The organism is Bradyrhizobium sp. A5 (assembly GCF_042076515.1).
Classification (GTDB): Bacteria; Pseudomonadota; Alphaproteobacteria; order Rhizobiales; family Xanthobacteraceae; genus Bradyrhizobium; species Bradyrhizobium cosmicum.
This window is the reverse complement of the sequence record NZ_CP148990.1, coordinates 296022-317865: the sequence shown is the minus strand read 5'-3', so window position 1 is coordinate 317865 and position 21844 is coordinate 296022. Positions and strand designations below refer to the sequence as shown.

The window sequence follows — 21844 nt, the reverse complement described above, 5'->3', positions numbered from 1 at the left end:
CAGATTGTCCAGTCCCATGGACGAACGTTCACACCTGGTGTCGGCCGTTCAAGGCCTGCCTAAGACCGCTGGCAACGGCGGCCTAGTAATTGGAGGCCGCCGCCTCGTTCGGGATGCCGTCGATCGGGCACTCGTCGGTCCCCGGGGTCGAGCGGGTCATCGCCTCGACCATGTCGCGCGTTCCCTCCGGATCGGCGATCCAGTTCTTGTAGAAGTCATACGGGCAGGCCGCGACGCCGCGCGGGCTCTCGCCGGAATTGATCATGCCGGTGTAGCCGCGGTGGACCAGCTTGTAGAGATGGTTCTGCGACTGGCCGTTGCGCCGCGCATCGCGGATCAGGTGTTTCGAGAGCTGGGCGTACTGGATGCCGTAATCTTCCTCGCCGCACTCACCGAGTGTGCGGCCATCGAAGCCGATGATCGCGGAGTGACCGAAATACGAATAGACGCCGTCGAAGCCGGCAGCATTGGCGACCGCGACATAGACGTTGTTGGCCCACGCCATCGCCTTGGAAATCAGGATCTGCTGCTCCTTGGCCGGGTACATATAGCCCTGGCAGCGCACGATCAGCTCAGCGCCCTTCATGGCGCAGTCGCGCCAGATCTCCGGGAAGTTGCCGTCGTCGCAGATGATCAGGCTGACCTTCATCCCCTTCGGTCCGTCGGAGACGTAGGTGCAGTTGCCGGGATACCAGCCTTCGATCGGCACCCACGGCATGATCTTGCGATATTTTTGGACGATCTCGCCCTTGTCGTTCATCAGGATCAGGGTGTTGTAGGGCGCCTTGTTCGGATGCTCCTCGTGCCGCTCGCCCGTCAGCGAGAACACGCCCCACACCTTCGCCTTGCGACAGGCTTCCGCAAAAATCGCGGTCTCTTCACCCGGCACCGCAGAGGCGGTCTCGTACATCTCCTTGGAGTCGTACATGATGCCTTGCGTCGAATATTCCGGGAAGATCACGAGGTCCATGCCGGGCAGGCCGAGCTTCATGCCGACGATCATGTCGGCGATCTTGCGCGCATTGTCGAGCACCTCGGCCTTGGTGTGCAGGCGGGGCATCTTGTAGTTGACCACCGCGACGCCGACGGTGTCGTTGCTGCTGGAAATGTCACCGTGAAGCATTTTGAGCGCTCCTGTCTTCTATTCGTTTGAGGTTGCCGCCGATCGAGCGACCGCGTTAGTGGCTGATCATCCAGGGGCGTGCGGTGGGAAAGCCCTTGGCTCCACTCTTGGTCTTGGTCACCAGACGCGCCGGCTTTTTCTTGTCCGACGCGTCCCTGGACGAGCTCTTACTCGTGGAGCAGCAGCCGCAGCCTGGGCCATGCGAGGCCTTGTATTGCGCGAGCGTCTGCGGCGCGTGCGAGCTGCGCTCGTTGACGGCGTGCGCCTTGCGCTTCTCCGCCGGCATGCAGAAGAAATTCGGTGCGGTCAGGATCACGCGCGGCGCCATCGTCTGGCAGTGCGGACAGCTTTGCGGATCGTCGCATTCCGCCATCGGGCGCAGGTCCTTGAATGGCCCGCAATCGTCACAGAGATATTCATAGATCGGCATCGTTGATCCCTACGCATTTGGCGACCGCATGTGCGGAGACAGCCCCTCACCCCGACCCTCTCCCCGTGAGAACGGAGAGAGGGAGCGCGGCGTCATTTGTCCGGCGAGATCGGCATCTGGATATCGCCCTTGATGTGCTTGATGGGTCCTGCCGCCGACGGCATCACGTCGAAGTCGAAGATCTCGGTCGGCAGCCACAGCGTGGCGCAGGCGTTCGGCACGTCGACCACGCCGGAGATGTGGCCCTGAACCGGTGCGGTGCCAAGAATCGAATAGGCCTGGGCGCCGGAGTAGCCGAACTTCTTCAGATATTCGATCGCGTTCAGGCAAGCCTGGCGATAGGCGATGGTCACGTCGAGATAGTGCTGCTTGCCGGCTTCGTCGACCGAGACGCCTTCGAAGATCAGATAATCCTTGTAGTTCGGCGTGATCGGCGACGGCTTGAAGATCGGATTCTTGATGCCGTATTTCGCCATACCGTCCTTGATCACCTCGACCTTCAGGTGCAGCCAGCCGGCCATTTCGATGGCGCCGCAGAAGGTGATCTCGCCGTCGCCCTGGCTGAAGTGCAGATCGCCCATCGAGAGACCCGCGCCGGGCACGTAGACCGGGAAGTAGATTTTCGAGCCGCGGGAGAGATCCTTGATGTCGCAATTGCCGCCATGCTCGCGCGGCGGCACGGTGCGCGCGCCTTCGGCGCCGATCTTGTCCTTGACGTCGCCCTTGGCGCGGCCGCCGTGAGCGGTCGGCGCGAACGGCGGATTGGCGAGGCCGGGCACGCGCGTCGGGTTGGTCGAGATCAGCTCCGCCTCACGCTTGTTCCAGGTGTCCAGCATCTTCGGATCGGGCAGGCAGCCGATCAGGCCGGGATGGATCAGGCCCGCGAAATTGACGCCGGGAATATGGCGCGACGAGGTGTAGAGGCCCTTGATGTCCCAGATCGACTTCTGCGCCAGCGGGAAGTGGTCGGTGAGGAAACCGCCGCCGTTCTGCTTGGAGAAGAAGCCGTTGAAGCCCCACAGGCTCTCCTTGAGCGGGCCGACGTCGAGGAGGTCGACGACGAGGAGATCGCCGGGTTCGGCGCCCTTGACGCCGATCGGGCCGGACAGGAAGTGGACGATCGAGAGGTCGATGTCGCGCACATCATCGGCGGAATCGTTGTTCTTGATGAAGCCGCCGGTCCAATCATAGGTCTCGATGATGAAATCGTCGCCGGGATTGACCCAGGCCACGATCGGGATGTCGGGGTGCCAGCGGTTGTGCACCATGTCATTTTCGTAAGCCGACTTGGTGAGATCGACCTTGATCAGTGTCTCTGGCATCGAGATGCTCCCCTTTTACACGGTTGGTTAGACGGACAGATATTTCGAGACCTGCGCGGCATCGACGGCGTCGCGCGGATCGTCGCGCACGATTTCGCCGTTCTCGATCACCAGCACGCGGTCGGCGATATCGAGCGCAAAGCTCAGCACCTGCTCGGACACGACGATCGAGAGGCCCTTTTCATCGCGGATCCGCTTCAGGGTGCGCGCCATCTCCTTGATGATGGACGGCTGAATGCCTTCGGTCGGCTCGTCCAGCAGCAGCACTTTCGGCTTGGTCGCGAGCGCGCGGGCGATGGCGAGCTGCTGCTGTTGGCCGCCGGAAAGATTGCCGCCGCGGCGGCCCTTCATCTCCAGCAGCACCGGGAACAATTCGTAGATGTCGGCGGGGACCTCGGTCCCGCCGGAGACGACGAGGCCGGTCTCGATGTTCTCCTTCACCGTCATGGTGGAGAAGATCATGCGGCCCTGCGGCACATAGGCGAGGCCCTTGGCGACCCGCTCGTAGCTCGGCAGGCCGCCGAGTTCGGCACCGTCCATGCTGACAGAACCGCTCTTAGCGGGCAAAATACCCATCAGCGATTTCATCAGCGTGGTCTTGCCCATGCCGTTGCGGCCCATGATCGCAACGATCTCGTTGGGCGCGACCTTGACGTTGAGCCCGTGCAGCACCTCACTCTGGCCGTAGGCGACGTGGAGATCCGAAATAGCCAGCATCGTCGCGCCTCCTCAATGACCCAGATAGACTTCGATGACCTTGGGGTCGTTCTTGACCTTCTCCATGGTGCCCTCGGATAGGATCTGGCCCTGGTGAAGCACGGTGACCTTGTGCGCGATGTCCTCGACGAACTTCATGTCGTGCTCGATCACCAGAACCGAACGGTTCTTGATGATGCGGTTGAGCAGCTCGGCGGTCTTGGCGCGCTCGGACACGCTCATGCCGGCGACGGGCTCGTCGAGCATCAGCAGGTCCGGATCCTGGATCAGCAGCATGCCGATCTCGAGCCACTGTTTCTGGCCGTGGCTGAGCAGATCGGCGTTCACGTTCAGCCGGTCCTTCAGGAAGATCATCTCGGCGACCTCGTGCACCCGGTCGCGCACAGCGGCGTCGCGGGTGAACGTTAGCGCACCGAACACGGAACGACCGCGCGGATAGGAGATCTCGAGATTCTCGAATACGGTGAGATCGTCGTAGATCGACGGGTTCTGGAATTTGCGCCCGACCCCGGTCTTGACGATCTCGTTCTCCTTCATCCGGGTCAGCTCCTTGCCGCGGAACTGGATCGAGCCCGATGTCGCTTTGGTCTTGCCGCAGATCAGGTCGAGCACGGTGGTCTTGCCGGCGCCGTTCGGGCCGATGATGACGCGGATTTCGTTCTCGTCGACGTAGAAGGAGAGATCGTTGACCGCCTTGAACCCGTCGAACGACACGGTCAGTGCTTCGACGGCGAGCAGAAATTCCTTGGGCTGATGACCGACGAGCATGATCTATCTCCTCACTGCCAGCGCGGCATCGGCATCGTGATGACCGACGAGCATGATCTATCTCCTCACTGCCAGCGTGGCATCGGCATCGCGGTGACCTACGAGCATGATGATCTCCTCACTCCGCCGGGGCGCCGTCGGCGACCGAGCTTTCGGTCCAGCCTTCGGGTTTCGGTTTGCGCGACGAGATCAGGCGATCGATGCGCGGCTGCACATAGTCGCCCCAGATCCCGGCAAGCCCGTTCGGGAAGGCCAGCACCACGGCGATGAACAGGCCGCCGAGGCCGAACAGCCACAATTCGGGAAAGGTCTCCGACAGGCTGGTCTTGGCGAAGTTGACCAGCAGGGTGCCGTAGACCGCGCCGAGGATCGAAAGGCGGCCGCCGACCGCGGTGTAGATCACCATCTCGATCGACGGCACGATGCCGACGAAGGACGGCGACATGAAGCCGACATTGAGCGCGAACATGGCGCCGCCGATCGCAGCGAACACGGCGGCGATGCAGAAGGCGAAGATCTTGAAGTTCGCGACGCTGTAACCGGAGAAGCGGACCCGGTCTTCCTTCTCGCGCATCGCGACCAGGATGCGTCCGAGCTTGGAGTGCCGGACGAACTGCGCGATCATGATGCAGGCAAACAGGCACCCGACCTCGAAGAAGTACAGCACGACCTTGGCGTGATCAGGCCTGATATCCCAGCCCTTCAGTGTCCGCAGATCGGTCATGCCGTTGATGCCGCCGGTGTAGCCCTGCTGCCCGACGATCAGGATGGTGAGGATGGCCGCGACCGCCTGGGTAATGATCGCGAAGTAAGTGCCGCCGACCCGGCGCTTGAACATCGCGGTGCCGATGATCAGAGCGAAGATGCCGGGCACCAGAATGATGGCGGCGATGGTGAAGGTGAGGCTGTGAAAGGGCTTCCAGAACAGCGGCAGCGCGGTGATCTGATTCCAGTCCATGAAGTCGGGAATGCCGGGGGTCGACTGGATCTTGGTGTTCTCCACGCTCGAGGCCTCAAGCTTGAGGAACATCGCCATGCAGTAGCCGCCGAGGCCGAAGAACACGCCCTGGCCGAGGCTGAGAATGCCGCCATAGCCCCAGCAGATCACCAGCCCCAGCGCGACGAAGGCATAAGTCAGATATTTGGCGACCAGATTGAGCCTGAAGACATCGAGCGTGAGCGGGAGGACCACCACCAGGAAGACCGCGAGCAACAGAATTCCGATGAACTCCGATCGATTGAAGAAGCGATTCTCGGTCATTGCATCAGCCTTCCGTTTCTCACTTGCGGACCTTGAGGGCGAACAGCCCTTGCGGCCGCAGCATCAGGATTCCGACGACGGCGAGCAGCGTCAGCACCTTGGCCATCGAGCCCGACATGAAGAACTCGAGGGTGGATTGCGTCTGCGAGATCGAGAAGGCCGAGGCGATGGTGCCGATCAGGCTCGCAGCGCCGCCGAACACGACGACCAGGAATGTATCGACGATGTAGAGCTGACCGGACGTCGGCCCGGTGGAGCCGATCATGGTGAAGGCGCTCCCGGCGACCCCGGCGATGCCGCAGCCGAGGCCGAAGGTGTAGCGGTCGACCTTCTCGGTATTGATGCCGACGGCACCGGCCATGATGCGGTTCTGCACCACCGCACGGACCTGGCGGCCCCAGCGCGACTTGTACATCACATAGGCGACGGCGATGGTGATCAGCACGGTGAGACACATCACGAAGACGCCGTTGATCGGTACCTCGATGCTGTCGGTCACGTGCAGCGACCCGAGCATCCACTGCGGCAGCTCGACGCCGACCTCGCGCGCGCCGAACACGGACCGATAGGCCTGCTGCAGAATCAGGCTGAGACCCCAGGTGGCAAGCAGCGTATCAAGCGGACGCTTGTAGAGATGCCGTATCAGCACCCACTCCACCAGCATTCCCAGCGCACCCGATGCGACAAAGGCCAGGATCATCGCGAGGAAGAAGTAACCGCTGAACAGGCTCGGCAAATAGGTCTGGAAGAAATTCGAGGTCATCCAGGTGACGTAGGCCCCGAGGATCATGAACTCGCCATGGGCCATGTTGATGACGCCCATCTGGCCGAAGATGATGGCAAGACCCAGCGCCATCAGGACGTAGACCGAGAACAGGATCAGTCCTGCAAAGCCCTGCATGACGAAGATGGAGCCAAGGTCACCAAGCGAGTAGTCGCCGAACATCGATGTCCTCCGTCGGGGATAAGGTCCCGCGTCGCGAGCAGGTTCGCGACGCGGGGGGCTTGGGCGTGGATTTGCGGTCCACGCCAGGGAGAGGCTTTGTGTTTGAGGGAACGGCGATCGACGCCGCGTCTCTTACTGATAGCCCTTGGGGAACGGATCCGGCTCGACGAGATCGGCGGTCTCGTAGATCAGCTCGAACTGGCCATCGAGCTTGGCGCGTCCCACCCGGGTCTTCGACCAGAGGTGATGGTTTTCGTGGATGCGCACATAGCCTTCCGGAGCACCCTTGAATTCAACGCCCGGCGATGCCGCCGCGATCTTGTCGACGTCGAAGGAGCCGGCCTTCTCGACCGTCAATTTCCACAGCCACGGGCCGAGATAGGCAGCCTGGGTGACGTCTCCGATCACGGTCTTTTCGCCCCACATCTTCTTGAACGCGGGCACGAACGTCTTGTTGTTCGGATTGTCGAGCGACTGGAAGTACTTCATGCAGGCATAGGCGCCAGCGATATTCTCGCCGCCGATGCCATCGATCTCGTCTTCGGTCACCGAGATCGTCAGCAGGGCCTGTTTGGACAGGTCGATGCCGGCCGCCTTGAGCTGCTTGTAGAACGCGACGTTCGATCCTCCGACGACGTCGGTAAAGATCACGTCGGGCTTGGTCAGCTTGATCTTGTTGATGACCGAGTTGAACTGGGTGTTGCCGAGCGGATAATATTCTTCGCCGACGACCTTGCCCTTCAGCACGTTCTCGACGTGCTTGCGCGCGATCTTGTTCGACGTGCGCGGCCAGATGTAGTCGGAGCCGATGAAGAAGAACGACTTGGCGCCCTTTTCCTTGGCGATCCAGTTCAGACCGGCGAGAATTTGCTGGGTCGCCTCCTGGCCGGTGTAGATCACGTTCTTGGACTGCTCGAGACCTTCGTAGAAGGTCGGGTAGTAGAGCATGCCGTTGTACTGCTCCATGACCGGCAGCACGGCCTTGCGGGATGCCGAGGTCCAACAGCCCATGATCGCCGCGACCTTGTCGTTGACCAGCAGCTTCTTTGCCTTTTCGGCGAAGGTCGGCCAGTCGCTGGCGCCGTCCTCCTGGATGAACTTGATCTTGCGCCCAAGCACACCGCCCATGGCGTTGATCTGCTCGATGGCGAGCTTCTCGGCTTCGATCGAGCCGGTCTCGGAGATGGCCATGGTGCCGGTCGCCGAATGCAGGATGCCGACCGTCACCTCGGTGTCGGTAACCGCGAGGCCCGTGGTGTTGACCGCCGAGGTCGCCGGAGCCTGAGCGAAAGACGCCCGCGGCAACATCGTGATGGCCGGCACGGCGGCCATTCCCATCAATAGTTTGCGCCGTAGCGGCGACAACAGACCCTTGTTTGCTTCGTCTGACATGAGCACCCCACTTCTTGTTCGAGGACACGCGATTGGTGCCGTGAGGATGGCTCGAATTTGTGCAGCGCAAGCATACGCAAGATCGCGTATACTGCACCGCAAAATACCGACGTAGGCTTTTGGTACGGGATTTGCGAGGGATCGGAAGAGTTTTGGGAGTGGGGTTAAGTGGCAGGGCGGCAGCGAATAGACCGCGTCAGGCGCCAGTATAATCAATGGGTCGCCAACCAGACGCTGGAAGACTACGCGCTGCGCTTCACCGCCAAGAGCGCGCGGCGCTGGTCCGCCGCCCGCGTCGCCAACACTGCGATGGGCGCAATCTCCTTCCTGGTGCTCGAGGCGATCGGCGGCACCATCACCCTCAACTACGGCGTCACCAACGCCGCCGCCGCGATCCTCGTCGTCTCCACCATCATCTTCTTCTGCGGTGTCCCGATTGCCTATTATGCCGCCAAATGCGGCATCGACATTGACCTGCTCACCCGCGGTGCCGGCTTCGGCTACATCGGCTCGACCGTCACCTCGCTGATCTACGCTTCCTTCACTTTCATCTTTTTCGCGGTCGAGGCGGTAATCCTGGCGACTGCGCTGGAGATGTGCCTAGGGATTCCGCGCCCGATCGGCTACCTCATCAGCGCCGTCGCGATCATCCCGCTCGTGACCTACGGCATTACGCTGATCAGCCGCTTCCAGCTCTGGACGCAGCCGCTCTGGATCGTCCTTCACATCCTTCCCTTCGCCGCGATCGCATGGGCCAATCCCCATTCCTTCACGGAATGGCACAAATTCGCCGGCGAGCACGGCGACCTCGACGGTCATTTCGACTTGCTGCTGTTCGGTGTCGCATCCTCCGTGGTGTTCTCGCTGGTCGCGCAGATCGGCGAGCAGGTCGATTTCCTTCGCTTTTTGCCGCGCGACCGCCGCACTTCGAAAACGTCATGGTGGATTGCGCTGATGAGCGCAGGTCCGGGCTGGATCGTGCTCGGCGCATTGAAACTGCTGGCCGGCTCGTTCCTCGCTTTCTTTGCGCTCAGCCACGGCGTGCCGCCGGAAGAAGCCGCCGAGCCCGCGCATATGTATCTCGTGGCATTTCGATACGTGCTGTCGGATCCGGATCTCTCGCTGGCCCTCACCGGCGTCTTCGTGGTGCTGTCGCAGCTCAAGATCAACGTCACCAACGCCTATGCCGGCTCGATCGCCTGGTCGAATTTCTTCTCACGCCTGACACACAGCCATCCCGGGCGCGTCGTCTGGCTGGTGTTCAACGTGATGGTGGCGCTGTTGCTGATGGAGATCGGCGTCTACAAGGCCCTGGAGCAGACGCTCGCGCTTTACTCCAACGTCGCGATCGCCTGGGTCGGCGCGCTGGTGTCCGATCTCGTGGTCAACAAGCCGCTCGGCCTGCGTCCGCCGCAGATGGAGTTCAAGCGCGCGCATCTCTACGACATCAATCCCGTCGGCGTCGGCGCGATGACGCTCGCGATCATCGTCTCGATCGCAGCGTTCTACGGGTTGTTTGGCCCGACCATGAAGGCGCTCGCCGCCTTCGTCGCACTGACGGTTGCCTTCGTCACCGCCCCGATCATCGCGTGGCTGACCGGTGGCAAGTTCTACATCGCGCGCAAGCCGAAGCGGAGCTGGGCAAACATCGAGTCGATCCAGTGCTGCATCTGCGAGCACAGCTTCGAACCCGAGGACATGACGTCCTGCCCCGCCTATGCCGGCCCCATATGCTCGCTGTGCTGTTCCCTCGACGCTCGCTGCCACGACCTCTGCAAGCCTCACGCGCGCGCGCAGGTGCAGTTCGCCGATGCGCTCAGCAAGATTCTGCCGCAGCCGATCTATCAGCGGATCAACTCGCAGTTCGGCCACTACATTGGCGTGTTCGTCGTCTCGGCCGGCCTCGTCGCGCTGGTGCTCGGACTGATCTATCTCCAGACATCCGCGAGCGTGCATGGCGAGAACACGCTCGTCTCCAACGTGCTCTGGAAGGTGTTCTTCTCGCTCAGCATCATCATCGGCGTGGTCGCCTGGCTGTTCGTGCTGGCGCAGCAGAGTCGCCGTGCGGCAGAGGCTGAAACCAGACGGCAGACAACGCTCCTGATTCAGGAGATCGACGCACACAAGCGCACCGATGCCGAGCTCCAGCGCGCCAAGGAGGTCGCCGAATCCGCCAACCTCGCCAAGAGCCGCTATGTGGTGGGCCTCAGCCACGAGTTGCGTTCTCCGCTGAACGCGATCAGCGGCTATGCCCAGCTCCTCGAGCAGGATGCCTCGCTCCAGACCAAGCCGAAGGATCAGGTCCGCGTCGTCCGCCGCAGTGCCGATCATCTCTCCGGCCTGATCGACGGCATTCTGGACATCTCCAAGATCGAGGCGGGGCGGCTGTATCTGTCGCGCGACGAGGTGCGGCTTGGCGAATTCCTGGATCAGCTCGTCGGCATGTTCCGCCTTCAGGCCGCGGCCAAGGGCATCGACTTCGTATTCCGGCGGCCGATGCACCTGCCGGTCGTGGTCTACGCCGACGAGAAGCGGCTTCGCCAGGTGCTGATCAACCTGCTCTCCAACGCGATCAAGTTCACCCAGGCCGGCAGCGTGCAGTTCGTCGTGCACTATCGCAGCCCTGTGGCCGAGTTCGAGGTGATCGATACCGGCCCCGGCATCCAGGGTGACGATCTCGAACGCATCTTCGCGCCCTTCGAGCGCGGCGCGCTCGGCGTCTCACAGCCACAGACCGGGACCGGGCTCGGCCTCACCATCAGCCGGTTGCTCGCCGGAGTGATGGGCGGCGATATCAAGGTTACCAGCACGGTTGGCCGCGGCAGCACGTTCAAGGTGAAGATGCTGCTGTCCGAGGTCACCAATCCGCAGCGTATCGCGCCCGTGGAGGCCCCGGTCTCCGGCTATCACGGCGCGCGCAAGACCATCCTTATCACCGACGACGATCCCGTTCATCGCGACCTCTTGCGCGAGGTACTGACACCGCTCGGCTTCATCCTGCTCAGCGCGCCCGACGGGCCCGGTTGCCTCGCATTGGCGCAGCATTGCCGGCCCGATCTGTTTCTGCTCGACATTTCCATGCCGGGCATGGACGGCTGGACCGTCGCGGAGACGCTGCGTGCGAACGGCCATCATCAGGCACGCATCCTGATGGTGTCGGCCAGCGCCCTCGAAGCCCACGGCACGCCGCTGGCGCAACCCTTCCACGACGGCTATCTGATGAAGCCGATCGACATTCCGAGGCTGCTCGAGATCATCCGCCAGCTCCTCAAGATCGAATGGCAATACGGCTCGGACGAGATCGTCGTGCCGCTGTGGCGGCCGGAGAGCGGCTCGCGGCCGCCGGTTGAGCACATCGAGGCGCTGATCGGGCTCGGCCAGATCGGCTACGTCAAAGGCATCCAATTGAAGCTGGACGAGATCGGCAGCGAGCATCCCGAACATGCCGACTTCGTCGCTCAGATGCGATCCTTGGTCGAGCGCTTCGATCTCGACCAGTATATGGCCACATTGAAAACATTGCATGCGTATGAGCACTGAGCCGAAGAAGCGCGACGTCGCGCTGGTGGTCGACGACTCCCCGGAGACGCTGCGGTTGCTCACCGACGCGCTCGATGGCGCCGGGATGACGGTGATGGTGGCGCTCGACGGCACCGCGGCCATGCGCATCGTCGACCAGATCACGCCCGACATCGTGCTGCTCGACGCCGTGATGCCCGGCATGGACGGGTTCGAAACCTGCCGCCGCCTCAAGCGCGATGCCGGCCTTGCCAACGTGCCCGTGATCTTCATGACCGGCCTTGCCGAAACCGAGCACATCGTGCGCGGGCTGGATGCCGGTGGCGTCGACTATGTGACGAAGCCGATCGTGATCGAGGAGATGCTGGCGCGCATCCGCGTCCATCTCGGCAATGCGCGCCTGACTCAGAGCGCGCGAGCCGCGCTCGACGTCTCCGGCCGGTTCCTGTTCGCGGTCAACCGCCAGGGCAATTTGCTCTGGGCGACACCGCAGGCTCAGAAGCTGTTGGCCGATCACCAAGGTGCGCAGGCCGACGACGACTTCGTCCTGCCGCCGTCACTGCTGCAATGGCTGGAACAGGCCAAAGGCAAGGGCAGCTCGAAGTCTCAGACCGCCTCCCTGCCGGACAATCCGCAGCTCCGCTTCTATTACCTTGGCGAAACAGCGCCGAACGAATTCCTGCTGCGTTTGTCCAAGGAATCCGGCACCGCGCTGCCGCCGGAATTCACCAGCGAGCTCGGCCTCACCACCCGCGAGGGCGAGGTCCTGGCCTGGCTCAGCAAGGGCAAGACCAACCGCGACATTGCACAGATTTTGGGCCTCAGCCCGCGCACGGTCGACAAGCATCTGGAGCAGATCTACGCCAAGCTCGGAGTGGAGAACCGGACCGCGGCGGCGGCGATCGCGACGAACGCGACGCGAAGGAATTCGTAGTCACTATGCCGATGGGTTGGCACGCCCTTCACCCAACCAGCGGTGTCGTCCCGGACAAGCGAAGAGCAGATCCGGGATCCATAGCCACAGGGAGACGTTTGGCGAAGACTCGGAGTGACCTGTTCGCACTATAACCACGCCCTGGGAGTATGGGTCCCGGGCTCGCTTCGCGCCCCGGGACGACAGCGGAGTGTGGTGGTGATAGCTCTCGCCCCCCTTACACGAACATCCTCCTCACCCATACACGAACGCCTTGTCGTCCAGATCCGTCTTTGGGATCTCGTCCTTCTCGGTCCAGTAATCCTGGCTGTGCTGCCATTCCGGCTTGTCGCCGCGCTTGGGCAGCAAATTCATGTCGCGCATGATGTAGCCCGGGTTGAAGTTTTCCGGATCGATCCAGGGCAGGATCGGCATGTTGTGGTCTTCGGCGCGGAGCTTGACCTCGACCTTCTTCGCGCCCTTGGCCTTCATGTGGCCCAGCAGCCGGCAGACGAAATCGGCGACGAGGTCGACACGCAGCGTCCAGCTGGCGCGGAAATAGCCGAACACCCAGACCATGTTCGGCACGCCCGTGAACATCATGCCGCGATAGGTGACGGTGTCGCCGAAGGCGAGCGGCTTGCCGTCGATCTCGAAGGCGATGTCGCCGAGGGCCGAGAGGTGGAAGCCGGTAGCAGTGACGATGATATCGGCCTCGAGCAGCTTGCCGGATTTGAGCTGGATACCGTTTTCGACGAAGCATTCGATTTCGTCGGTGACGACGGAAGCCTTGCCGCTGGCGATGCCCTTGAACAGATCGGCGTCCGGCACGAAGGCGATACGCTGCCGCCACGGCCGATAGGTCGGCGTGAAATGCGTCTCGACGTCATAGTCCGGACCGAGCACCGCGCTGATCTGGCCGATCAGCTCCTTCTTCACCTGTTCGGGCTTGCTTATGCAGAGCTTCGTGAACGCATCCTGCTCGAACAAGATCTTGCGCCGGACGATCTCGTGGATCCAGGCCTCGTCGACCTGGAGCCTGCGAAGCTCCTCCGCAATCTCGATGGCGTTGCGGCCGAGACGGAAATAGGTCGGCGAACGCTGCAGCATGGTGACATGCGCGCACTTGTCCGCGATGTTCGGCACTAGCGTTGCTGCCGTCGCGCCCGAGCCGATCACGACAACCTTCTTGCCCGCGAGATCGATATCGTCAGGCCAGGTCTGTGGATGGACGATGCGGCCCTTGAAGCGGTCCGTGCCCTTCCATTCGGGCGTGTACCCCTCGGAATGGCGATAATAGCCCTGGCACATCCAGAGGAAGTTCGCGGTGAATGTTTTCGCCTCGCCGGTATCGGTCGTGACTGCTTCAATGGTCCAGAGATTGCTCTCGCTCGACCAGCTCGCGGAATTGATCTTGTGCTTGTAGCGGATGTGCCGGGCGATATCGTTGTCGTCGATCACCTCGTTCATGTAAGCGAGGATCTCCTCGGCGGTCGCGATCGGCGGGCCGACCCAGGGCTTGAAGCTGTAACCGAAGGTGTGGAGGTCGCTGTCCGAGCGGATGCCGGGATAACGATGCGTGCTCCAGGTGCCGCCAAACGTCGCCTGCGTTTCCAGGATGACGTAGCTCGTGCCCGGAAGCTGCTTTTCGATGTGATAGGCGCTGCCGATTCCGGAGATGCCGGCACCGACGATCAGCACATCGAAATGTTCAGAAGCCTGTTTGGCCGTGGCGTGACTGCGAACAGCGACATTCATTGTTGCTTCTATGCCTTGCTTGTTTTTGTGGCCGCCCTTGATTGGACGGCGCGTTTCCTCCGCGACAGGCATCGTCACCCATCGCGCTTCCACACCAAAATGACATAGATCAATTCGCGGTCAAATCACAGCGCCGCACCCCAGCTCCGCGCGGTCTGCAAGATCCAGTCGCGATAGAGCGTCAGCGGCGTGACGCCGGTCAATCCGCCGCAGCCGGCGGCACCGTTCGGTCCCGTGGACCAGCTGATGACGCCGACGAGCACGGGGCCGTTCGCCTTGTCCTCGAACACGGGCCCACCGGAATCGCCGGTACAGGCGCCAATTCCGTCGCGAACACCGTTGGTTACGGGATCGACTAGGCGAATTTGCAGCGTGCCGGGGTGCCCCGTGGCAACGAGGCCGGCGACCCGCGTCGTACCGCCGCTCTTGCCATCACCGCGCACAGTGACGCCGATCCCGGCGATCACGAAGCGGCTACCGACCTGGATTGGAATATTCGGTGCGCCGACCGCGACCGCCGATTTTCCTTTGAGTGGAATATCGAGCTGCAACAACGCCACATCGGCGGTCGCGCGATGCGCCTGCATCGCCCGCATGTTGAAGCTCGGATGGATCGCGACAGCTCGAACGTTCAGCAATTGCGGCGCACCGTCGGCGGCACGATCGACGACCTTGTAGTCTGCGCCGGGCTGCACGCAGTGGGCGACCGTGAGCACCAGCTTCGGCGCGATCAGGCTGCCGGTGCAAAAATTGCCGCGCGAGCCGACGATGGTGACGACAGCGCGCGCGACGCCACCGGTCTGCGGCGTACCGCCACCGACAATGGCGTAAGCGGGCGTAGCAAGCAGCAACGCCGCAATGATAAGAGTTGCAGGCTTCTTCATGGGAACACGCTTTGGCGGCGGCATCGGTGAGGCGGGTGATCGCTTCGGACTGGCCCTTGCCGATAGCGCATGCTAGCGCTCTTGGAAAGGAATTGACGAGGGCAGGATAGTGGCGATCGAGGCTGTGATCTTTGATTTTGGCGGCGTGCTGACGAGCTCGCCGTTCGAGGCATTTGCGCGATTCGAAGCGGAGCGCGGCCTGCCCATCGACATCATCCGGCGCACCAATGCCGCCAATCATCTTGAAAACGCCTGGGCCAGGTTCGAGCGCGCCGAGGTCGATGTCGACACCTTCGATCGCTTGTTCGCTGAGGAGTCACGCGCCCTCGGCGCGGAAGTGCGCGGCCGCGACGTGCTGCCGCTGCTCCAGGGCGATCTGCGCCCGGAAATGGTCGAGGCCTTGAAGCGCATCAAGGCGCAATTCAGGACCGGCTGCATCACCAACAATCTGCCCGCCAACGCGATCGGCAGCATGACCGGGCGCTCACTCTACGTCGCCGAGGTGATGGTGCTGTTCGACCATGTCATCGAATCCGCCAAGATCGGCCTGCGCAAGCCTGATCCGCGCATCTACCGGCTGATGGTCGAGACGCTGAAGGTCGATCCGAAGGCTTGCGTGTATCTCGACGATCTCGGCGTCAATCTGAAGCCCGCGCGCGAGATGGGCATGACCACGGTCAAGGTCACGAGCGGCGCCCAGGCGATCGCCGAGCTCGAGGCGGCGACGGGGCTGAAGCTGACTTAGTTCGCAACGGCCGTAGGGTTGGCAAAGCGAAGCGTGCCCACCAAGCTCTCGCGGCGCGGAATGCGGATGGTGGGCACGGCGCTTTCGCGCCTTTGCCCACCCTACTACATCACTGCCGCGATCCGCTCCGGAAACGCTGCTGCCAGCGAGGCGCGGTCGGGCTTCAGCACGCCACGCTCAGTGATCAGGCCGGTGACGAGCCGCGCCGGGGTCACGTCGAAAGCGTAGTTCGCGACCGGTGAACCTTCCGGCACGATCCGAACCGTCTCGAGCCGTCCATCGGCGGTACGGCCGGTCATGTCGGTGACCTCCGCTCCGCTGCGCTGCTCGATCGGAATGTCGCGAATGCCGTCATCGACGGCGAAGTCGATCGTCGGCGACGGCAGCGCGACGTAGAACGGCACGCCATTATCGTGCGCGGCCAGCGCCTTCAGGTAGGTCCCGATCTTGTTGCAGACGTCGCCGTTGGCTGCGACCCGGTCGGTGCCGACGATGGCGAGATCGACCATGCCGTGCTGCATCAGATGCCCGCCGGTGTTGTCGGGGATCACGGTGTGCGGCACGCCGTGATGGCCGAGCTCCCAGGCAGTGAGCGAGGCGCCCTGGTTGCGCGGGCGGGTCTCGTCGACCCAGACATGGACCTTGATGCCGCGCTCATGCGCCAGATAGATCGGCGCCGTCGCGGTGCCCCAGTCGACGGTGGCGAGCCAGCCGGCGTTGCAATGGGTCAGCAAATTAACGACCTCGCCCGGCTTCTTCGCTGCGATCGCCTCGATCAGCTTCAGGCCGTTGTCGGCAATGCCGCGGTTGATCTCGACGTCCTGTTCCGCGATCTCGTCGGCTCGCGAGTAGGCGGCCTCCGCGCGCTCCACCGGATCGATCGGCGCAAGCGCCGCGTGCATCTCGTCGAGCGCCCATTTCAGATTGATCGCGGTCGGCCGCGCCACAACAAGCGTGTCGTAGGCGCGCTTCAAGCCTGCATCCGAGGCATCCTCACGCATCGCGAGTGCCATGCCGTAAGCGGCGGTGGCGCCGATCAGCGGCGCACCGCGCACCAGCATGTCGCGGATCGCGACCGCTGCGTCCTCGCAGGAGGTCAGGCGCGCGACGACGAACTCGTGCGGCAGCCTGCGCTGGTCGATCGCGCCGATCGACCAGCCGTCACGCTCGCGCCAGATGCTGCGGAAATGCTTGCCGTCGACCTTCATGGCCTTCTGCCTTTCGTCTCAACCGCGCAGGATGCGCCCCGCCACCGCATCGAGCTTCTTCAGAAGCTCCGGGTCGCGGGCCTCGGGCGCCGTGATCAGCGCGGAGTCCAGCGCGCGGTCCGAGCCGATCGGGCACAGTTCATGCTCGCGCGGGAACTCCTTTGCCAGCCGCGCCACCAGCGCCTTCGCCTTGTCGGCGTTTGTGGTCAGCACACGGATGATGTCCTGCACGGTAACGGCGTCATGGTCGGGATGCCAGCAATCGAAATCAGTCACCATCGCGACGGTCGCGTAGCAAATCTCTGCTTCGCGGGCGAGTTTCGCCTCGGGCATGTTGGTCATGCCGATCACGGAATAGCCCAGCGTTTTGTAGGTCATGCTCTCCGCGTAAGTGGAGAATTGCGGCCCTTCCATGCAGACATAAGTTCCGCCGCGCGCAATCGCGATGCCTTCGGCTTCGGCGGCCGCCGCGAGATGGATGCGCAGCCGCGGCGAGACGGGATGCGCCATCGAGACATGCGCGACGCAACCCCGACCGAAGAATGAGCTTTCGCGCTTGTGGGTGCGGTCGACGAACTGGTCGACGAGAACGAAAGTGCCGGGCGGCATCTCCTCCTTGAACGAGCCGCAGGCCGACAGCGAAATCAGGTCGGTCACGCCTGCGCGCTTCAGAACGTCGATATTGGCGCGATAGTTGATATCGGAGGGCGACAGCCGGTGGCCCTTGTCATGCCGCGGCAGGAACACGATCGGCAGGCCGGCGATGGAGCCGCGGCGCAGGGGCGCCGACGGCTCACCCCAGGGGCTCTTGATCACCTCTTCGTGCGCGTCCTCGAGACCCGGCAGATCGTAGATGCCGGAGCCGCCGATATGCCCAATACCGCCTGCGTCATGCCTGCTCCACCCTGCTCGCCACGTGCGACACGGTTAAGCTATGCCAGCTTTACGGCGGCTTTGGAACGGGGGGCTCTTGCCGTCTGAAGAAATGCGCCCGACCTAGGCCGCGGTCGCAGGCTGCAACTGGGTGGCCACCATCCGCTCCAGCGTCTCCACGGACTGAAAATTCTCCGGCGTGATCTCGGACTGCGGAATGGTGAAGTCGAACTCGGCTTCGACGCCCAACATCAGATTGACCATGTCCATCGAGGTCAGACCTGCGTCGACGAGCTTCGCCGAAGGCGTGACGTCCGCAGTGAGCGAATTCTGCTCAAGGATGCCCTTCACCAGCTTGATGATGCGATTACGCACGTCGGTATCGAAGGCCTGCATTTGAAGCTTCCCGTGTTATTCTTGAGTGACCGCCTGTACGGCCCGCCAGTTCTGCGATTGGCACCACCCTAGCCTCATTCGCCTTAGCAAACGATGACTCACGTTGATTAAAATTAACGGCTCTTCCAATTTGCTAACGCGACCATCTGGATTTGCGAAGTCCAAACAACTCGGCCTTAACTGTCCATTTGGAATTGGACGGCGTTTACCCTGAATTTAATCGACTAATTTGAGTCAAATCCCTAGCCTCCCTTCAAACGTAAATGGGGTCGGATGGTCGTAAGCAGCATCAATGCCGATGCTTGACGATCTCGAACAGCGAACCGGAGGCGGACGAATGAACGTGCGTGAAGCAGTCCTCACTGTCGACGAAACGCAGACGAACTTTCTCGAGCAGGGTCCATCCCTCATCGAGCGCGCCGCCCGAACCGCCACCGTGGCCGCAGCCGACGCCGACTCCGTCGACCGCGACGCCCGCTTCCCCCACAAGGCTTTCGACGCCGCGCGCGAGCAGAAGCTGCTCGGCGTCATGATCCCCGTTGAGTACGGCGGCTTCGGTGCCTCGATCCACGACGTCACCGAAATTTGCTACACGCTCGGACGCGCCTGTGCCTCCACGGCGATGATCTACGCGATGCACCAGACCAAGGTCGCCTGCGTTGTCAGGCATGGTCATGGCATTCCCTGGATGGAGACCATGATGCGCCGCGTCGCCCGCGACCAGTGGCTGCTGGCCTCCTCGACCACCGAGGGCCAGAACGGCGGCAACATCCGCGCCAGCGCAGCCGCCGTCGACCACGCCGGCGACACCGTCTCGCTCGTGCGCGACGCCACCGTGATCTCCTATGGCGCCGAGGCCGACGGCCTCGTCACCATCGCCCGACGCGCCACCGATGCTTCCGCGTCCGATCAGGTGCTGCTGGCGCTCGCCAAGGACGATTATTCGCTGAAACGGACGCTGGGCTGGGAGACGCTCGGCATGCGCGGCACCTGCTCGACCGGTTTCGAGCTGAAGGTCGACTGCCCCGCCGACCGCGTCTTTCCGGAATCCTATGACAAGATCCACGCCCAGACCATGACGCCGTTCGCGCATCTCTGCTGGTCATCCGCATGGGCCGGCATCGCCGCGGCCGCGGTGACGCGTGCGCAGGCCTTCATCCGCAAGGCGGCCCGCACCTCCGGCGGCCAGATGCCGCCGGCCGCAGCGCATTTCACCGCCGCCAAGATGTCGCTGGCCAAGCTGCGCGCGCTGATTTCGGCCAATCTCGATGCCTTCGCCCGTGCCGAGCACGACGAGCGCGCGCTGAGCTCGCTCGACTTCCAGTCCTCGATCACGCTGTTGAAGGTGCAGGCCTCCGAGCTCGCGGTCGAAACCGTGATGCACGCGATGCGCACCGCCGGTCTTTCCGGTTACCGCAACGACGGCGAGTTCACCATGGGCCGTCACCTGCGAGACGTACTGTCGTCGCCGATCATGATCAACAACGACCGCATTCTTGCCAACGCCGCGACATCGACGCTGATGAGCGGCGTGCCGACGAGCCTCCGCGACTAAAATCAACAAGAACACTTCTGAGATAGCAGGATATCGAACCATGAACATTGCTGTTCTCCCCGATTCGCCCGAGACCGCGCCGCACATCGCCGATCCGCTCGATCATCTCGCCGACAAGCTGTTCCACCGCATGGGCGCGGACGGCGTCTATGCCCGCACCGCGCTCTATGAAGGCGTTGTCGAGAAGCTTGCCGCGCTGATCACGAACCATCGCGAGGCCGGCACCGAGGTGATGCGCTTCCCGCCGGTGATGAGCCGCACCCAGCTGGAGAAGTCCGGCTACCTCAAGAGCTTTCCGAACCTGCTCGGCTGCGTCTGCGGCCTGCACGGCACCGAACGCGAGATCAACGCCGCGGTGAGCCGCTTCGATGCCGGCGGCGACTGGACCAGCTCGCTGTCGCCGGCAGATCTCGTGCTGTCGCCGGCCGCCTGCTATCCTGTCTACCCGATTGCCGCGAGCCGCGGACAGCTGCCGAAGGGTGGCCTGCGCTTCGACGTCGCCGCCGACTGCTTCCGCCGCGAGCCGTCAAGACATCTCGACCGGCTGCAGTCGTTCCGGATGCGCGAATATGTCTGCATCGGCACACCCGACGACGTCGCCGAGTTCCGCGAGCGCTGGATGGTGCGCGCGCAAGCGATCGCGACCAACCTCGGCCTCACTTTCCGTGTCGACTATGCCAGCGATCCCTTCTTCGGCCGCGTCGGCCAGATGAAGGCGGTGAGCCAGAAACAGCAGCAGCTCAAGTTCGAGCTCCTGATCCCGTTGCGCTCGGAAGAGCAGCCGACCGCCTGCATGAGCTTCAACTATCATCGCGAACATTTCGGCACGACCTGGGGCATCCAGGACGCCAACGGTGAACCGGCCCACACCGGCTGCGTCGCCTTTGGCATGGACCGGCTCGCCGTCGCCATGTTCCATACCCACGGCACCGACCTTTCCGCCTGGCCCGCCAAGGTGCGGGATATCATGGGCATGCAGCCGCAAGTTGCGGCCGATGCCCATGGCGAGGGTTGGCGCTAACAGAACGAGGCCCCCCATTTCCACGGGTAAGACGAGCGTGATCCACACCAAGGTCCGATGCCGCGAGATCACCGAGGCCGACGTCGACGCGGTCGCGGAGCTGCTGACGCGCGGCTTCGTCGGCCGCTCGCGCGACTACTGGATCCAGGGCCTGCGCCGGCAGGCCTTCCGGCCCGTGCCCGAGGGCTATCCGCGCTTCGGCTACATGATCGACAATGACGGCACGCCCGTCGGCGTGCTGCTGCTGATCTACACGGCGCGGAAGGACGGCGATCAGACCGCGATCCAGTGCAATCTGTCGAGCTGGTACGTCGACCCTGCCTACCGCAACTACGCTCCGCTGTTGACCAAGATCGCGCAGCGACACAAGGACGTGACCTACCTCAACATCAGCCCGGCGCCGTGGACCTGGCCGATCATCGAGACGCAGGGCTTCCGGGCCTATTGCCAGGGAATCTTCTTCTCGGTGCCCGCGCTGGCACGCGCGCCGCGTTGGAGCAAGATCGAGGTCATCTCGCAGCACGCCAAGGCGATCGAGGGGCTGACCGACGAGGAGACGGAGCTGCTGACGCGGCATGCACGCTACAATTGCCTCAGCCTCGTCTGCCGCACGCCGAAAGGAACGTTTCCCTTCATCCTGCAACCGGTGCGCATCCGCCGCGGCTTCATCGCGCCGCCTGCGATGAAGCTGATCTACTGCCGCAACGTTGCCGAATACGCCGCCTGCGCCGGCCGCATCGGCCGGCTGCTGCTGAGGCTCGGCAAGATTTCGGTGGCGGTGGATTCCAACGCTCCGATTCCCGGTCTCGTCGGCATTTATACCGAGCGGCGCGGCCGGAAATATTTCAAGGGCCCGCACCGGCCGCAGCTTGCCGACCTCACCGATACCGAGCTCGTGCTGTACGGGCCATAGCGGAACGTCCGGGCCCCAATATCCGCTCTCGGCCAACTCTGGCTTGCGGGCACCTTGACGATACAGGCGTCTCTCCGCATCGCCGGTCACCCTCCGTAAA

At 63.0% G+C, this 21844-nt stretch carries 18 protein-coding genes and 1 pseudogene; 6 read left to right on the top strand and 13 right to left on the bottom strand.

The window, feature by feature from the left end; translation table 11 throughout:
- Positions 1-82: 82 nt before the first annotated feature.
- The 8 genes from WHZ77_RS01475 to urtA form a co-directional block, all read right to left on the bottom strand.
- A complete protein-coding gene (locus WHZ77_RS01475) occupies positions 83-1123 on the bottom strand; it encodes an aliphatic amidase (protein WP_015689269.1) in 1041 nt (346 codons plus the stop codon).
- A gap of 55 nt (positions 1124-1178) precedes the next feature.
- Positions 1179-1553 carry a zinc ribbon domain-containing protein gene (locus tag WHZ77_RS01470; protein ID WP_375312067.1) on the bottom strand — a complete coding sequence of 125 codons (375 nt, stop codon included), beginning with the start codon at positions 1551-1553 and terminating at the stop codon, positions 1179-1181.
- 92 nt (positions 1554-1645) lie between these two features.
- The gene (fmdA, locus tag WHZ77_RS01465; RefSeq protein WP_375312066.1) at positions 1646-2875 is read right to left on the bottom strand and encodes a formamidase; all 1230 of its coding nucleotides are present in this window, start codon (positions 2873-2875) and stop codon (positions 1646-1648) included.
- A 27-nt stretch (positions 2876-2902) separates the two neighbouring features.
- Entirely contained in the window at positions 2903-3592 is a 690-nt protein-coding gene (urtE, locus tag WHZ77_RS01460; protein ID WP_375312065.1) for an urea ABC transporter ATP-binding subunit UrtE, read from the bottom strand.
- 12 nt (positions 3593-3604) lie between these two features.
- The gene (gene urtD, locus WHZ77_RS01455) at positions 3605-4360 is read right to left on the bottom strand and encodes an urea ABC transporter ATP-binding protein UrtD (protein ID WP_143842796.1); all 756 of its coding nucleotides are present in this window, start codon (positions 4358-4360) and stop codon (positions 3605-3607) included.
- A 118-nt stretch (positions 4361-4478) separates the two neighbouring features.
- Positions 4479-5621 carry an urea ABC transporter permease subunit UrtC gene (urtC, locus tag WHZ77_RS01450; RefSeq protein ID WP_375312064.1) on the bottom strand — a complete coding sequence of 381 codons (1143 nt, stop codon included), beginning with the start codon at positions 5619-5621 and terminating at the stop codon, positions 4479-4481.
- 19 nt (positions 5622-5640) lie between these two features.
- Complete coding sequence (gene urtB, locus WHZ77_RS01445) at positions 5641-6567, bottom strand: urea ABC transporter permease subunit UrtB (protein WP_375312063.1); 927 nt, start codon at positions 6565-6567, stop codon at positions 5641-5643.
- A 132-nt stretch (positions 6568-6699) separates the two neighbouring features.
- Positions 6700-7959, bottom strand: a complete 1260-nt coding sequence (urtA, locus tag WHZ77_RS01440; protein WP_028149118.1) for an urea ABC transporter substrate-binding protein — start codon at positions 7957-7959, stop codon at positions 6700-6702.
- Positions 7960-8127: 168 nt separating this feature from the next.
- On the opposite strand from urtA, the gene WHZ77_RS01435 reads away from it, so the two are divergent.
- Together WHZ77_RS01435 and WHZ77_RS01430 are read left to right on the top strand one after the other, a co-directional pair.
- Positions 8128-11499 carry an ATP-binding protein gene (locus WHZ77_RS01435; protein ID WP_375312062.1) on the top strand — a complete coding sequence of 1124 codons (3372 nt, stop codon included), beginning with the start codon at positions 8128-8130 and terminating at the stop codon, positions 11497-11499.
- Positions 11483-12412, top strand: a complete 930-nt coding sequence (locus WHZ77_RS01430) for a response regulator (protein WP_375312061.1) — start codon at positions 11483-11485, stop codon at positions 12410-12412. The genes WHZ77_RS01435 and WHZ77_RS01430 overlap by 17 nt, the downstream gene beginning before the upstream one ends.
- Before the next feature lie 234 nt (positions 12413-12646).
- On the opposite strand, the gene WHZ77_RS01425 is transcribed toward WHZ77_RS01430, so the two are convergent.
- Positions 12647-14149 carry a flavin-containing monooxygenase gene (locus tag WHZ77_RS01425; protein WP_375312060.1) on the bottom strand — a complete coding sequence of 501 codons (1503 nt, stop codon included), beginning with the start codon at positions 14147-14149 and terminating at the stop codon, positions 12647-12649.
- 125 nt (positions 14150-14274) lie between these two features.
- Positions 14275-15033, bottom strand: a complete 759-nt coding sequence (locus tag WHZ77_RS01420; protein ID WP_375312059.1) for a trypsin-like serine protease — start codon at positions 15031-15033, stop codon at positions 14275-14277.
- A 109-nt stretch (positions 15034-15142) separates the two neighbouring features.
- Here WHZ77_RS01420 and WHZ77_RS01415 point away from each other — a divergent pair, with 109 nt between their 5' ends.
- Positions 15143-15778: an HAD-IA family hydrolase gene (locus WHZ77_RS01415; RefSeq protein WP_375312058.1), complete on the top strand. Its 636-nt coding sequence runs from the start codon at positions 15143-15145 to the stop codon at positions 15776-15778.
- 104 nt (positions 15779-15882) lie between these two features.
- Here the strand turns inward: WHZ77_RS01415 and mtnA are convergent, their stop codons facing one another.
- From mtnA to WHZ77_RS01400, 3 genes and pseudogenes are all read right to left on the bottom strand, one after another.
- Complete coding sequence (mtnA, locus tag WHZ77_RS01410; protein WP_375312057.1) at positions 15883-16986, bottom strand: S-methyl-5-thioribose-1-phosphate isomerase; 1104 nt, start codon at positions 16984-16986, stop codon at positions 15883-15885.
- Positions 16987-17004: 18 nt separating this feature from the next.
- A pseudogene (locus tag WHZ77_RS01405) lies at positions 17005-17879 on the bottom strand (S-methyl-5'-thioadenosine phosphorylase).
- Between the two features lie 103 nt (positions 17880-17982).
- Positions 17983-18255 carry a phosphopantetheine-binding protein gene (locus WHZ77_RS01400; protein ID WP_015689285.1) on the bottom strand — a complete coding sequence of 91 codons (273 nt, stop codon included), beginning with the start codon at positions 18253-18255 and terminating at the stop codon, positions 17983-17985.
- Positions 18256-18592: 337 nt separating this feature from the next.
- Between WHZ77_RS01400 and WHZ77_RS01395 the strand changes: the two genes are divergently transcribed.
- The 3 genes from WHZ77_RS01395 to WHZ77_RS01385 are packed head-to-tail and all read left to right on the top strand — an operon-like array spanning position 18593 to position 21744.
- On the top strand, positions 18593-19810 hold the full coding sequence (locus WHZ77_RS01395) for an acyl-CoA dehydrogenase family protein (RefSeq protein WP_375312056.1): 1218 nt from the start codon (positions 18593-18595) through the stop codon (positions 19808-19810).
- A 40-nt stretch (positions 19811-19850) separates the two neighbouring features.
- Positions 19851-20831 (top strand): amino acid--[acyl-carrier-protein] ligase, encoded by a 981-nt coding sequence (locus WHZ77_RS01390; RefSeq protein ID WP_375312055.1) that lies wholly within the window; start codon positions 19851-19853, stop codon positions 20829-20831.
- A 37-nt stretch (positions 20832-20868) separates the two neighbouring features.
- Positions 20869-21744 carry an acyl-CoA acyltransferase gene (locus WHZ77_RS01385; RefSeq protein WP_375312054.1) on the top strand — a complete coding sequence of 292 codons (876 nt, stop codon included), beginning with the start codon at positions 20869-20871 and terminating at the stop codon, positions 21742-21744.
- Positions 21745-21844: the final 100 nt, after the last annotated feature.

Bases quoted from the DNA above. Each gene is read 5' to 3' on its own strand.
- WHZ77_RS01470 (WP_375312067.1), bottom strand. From the start codon at position 1,553: ATGCCGATCTATGAATATCTCTGTGACGATTGCGGGCCATTCAAGGAC.
- WHZ77_RS01390 (WP_375312055.1), top strand. From the start codon at position 19,851: ATGAACATTGCTGTTCTCCCCGATTCGCCCGAGACCGCGCCGCACATC.
- WHZ77_RS01475 (WP_015689269.1), bottom strand. From the start codon at position 1,123: ATGCTTCACGGTGACATTTCCAGCAGCAACGACACCGTCGGCGTCGCG.
- fmdA (WP_375312066.1), bottom strand. From the start codon at position 2,875: ATGCCAGAGACACTGATCAAGGTCGATCTCACCAAGTCGGCTTACGAA.
- urtB (WP_375312063.1), bottom strand. From the start codon at position 6,567: ATGTTCGGCGACTACTCGCTTGGTGACCTTGGCTCCATCTTCGTCATG.
- urtC (WP_375312064.1), bottom strand. From the start codon at position 5,621: ATGACCGAGAATCGCTTCTTCAATCGATCGGAGTTCATCGGAATTCTG.
- urtA (WP_028149118.1), bottom strand. From the start codon at position 7,959: ATGTCAGACGAAGCAAACAAGGGTCTGTTGTCGCCGCTACGGCGCAAA.
- mtnA (WP_375312057.1), bottom strand. From the start codon at position 16,986: ATGAAGGTCGACGGCAAGCATTTCCGCAGCATCTGGCGCGAGCGTGAC.
- WHZ77_RS01400 (WP_015689285.1), bottom strand. From the start codon at position 18,255: ATGCAGGCCTTCGATACCGACGTGCGTAATCGCATCATCAAGCTGGTG.
- urtE (WP_375312065.1), bottom strand. From the start codon at position 3,592: ATGCTGGCTATTTCGGATCTCCACGTCGCCTACGGCCAGAGTGAGGTG.
- WHZ77_RS01395 (WP_375312056.1), top strand. From the start codon at position 18,593: ATGAACGTGCGTGAAGCAGTCCTCACTGTCGACGAAACGCAGACGAAC.
- urtD (WP_143842796.1), bottom strand. From the start codon at position 4,360: ATGCTCGTCGGTCATCAGCCCAAGGAATTTCTGCTCGCCGTCGAAGCA.
- WHZ77_RS01430 (WP_375312061.1), top strand. From the start codon at position 11,483: ATGCGTATGAGCACTGAGCCGAAGAAGCGCGACGTCGCGCTGGTGGTC.
- WHZ77_RS01425 (WP_375312060.1), bottom strand. From the start codon at position 14,149: ATGAATGTCGCTGTTCGCAGTCACGCCACGGCCAAACAGGCTTCTGAA.
- WHZ77_RS01420 (WP_375312059.1), bottom strand. From the start codon at position 15,033: ATGAAGAAGCCTGCAACTCTTATCATTGCGGCGTTGCTGCTTGCTACG.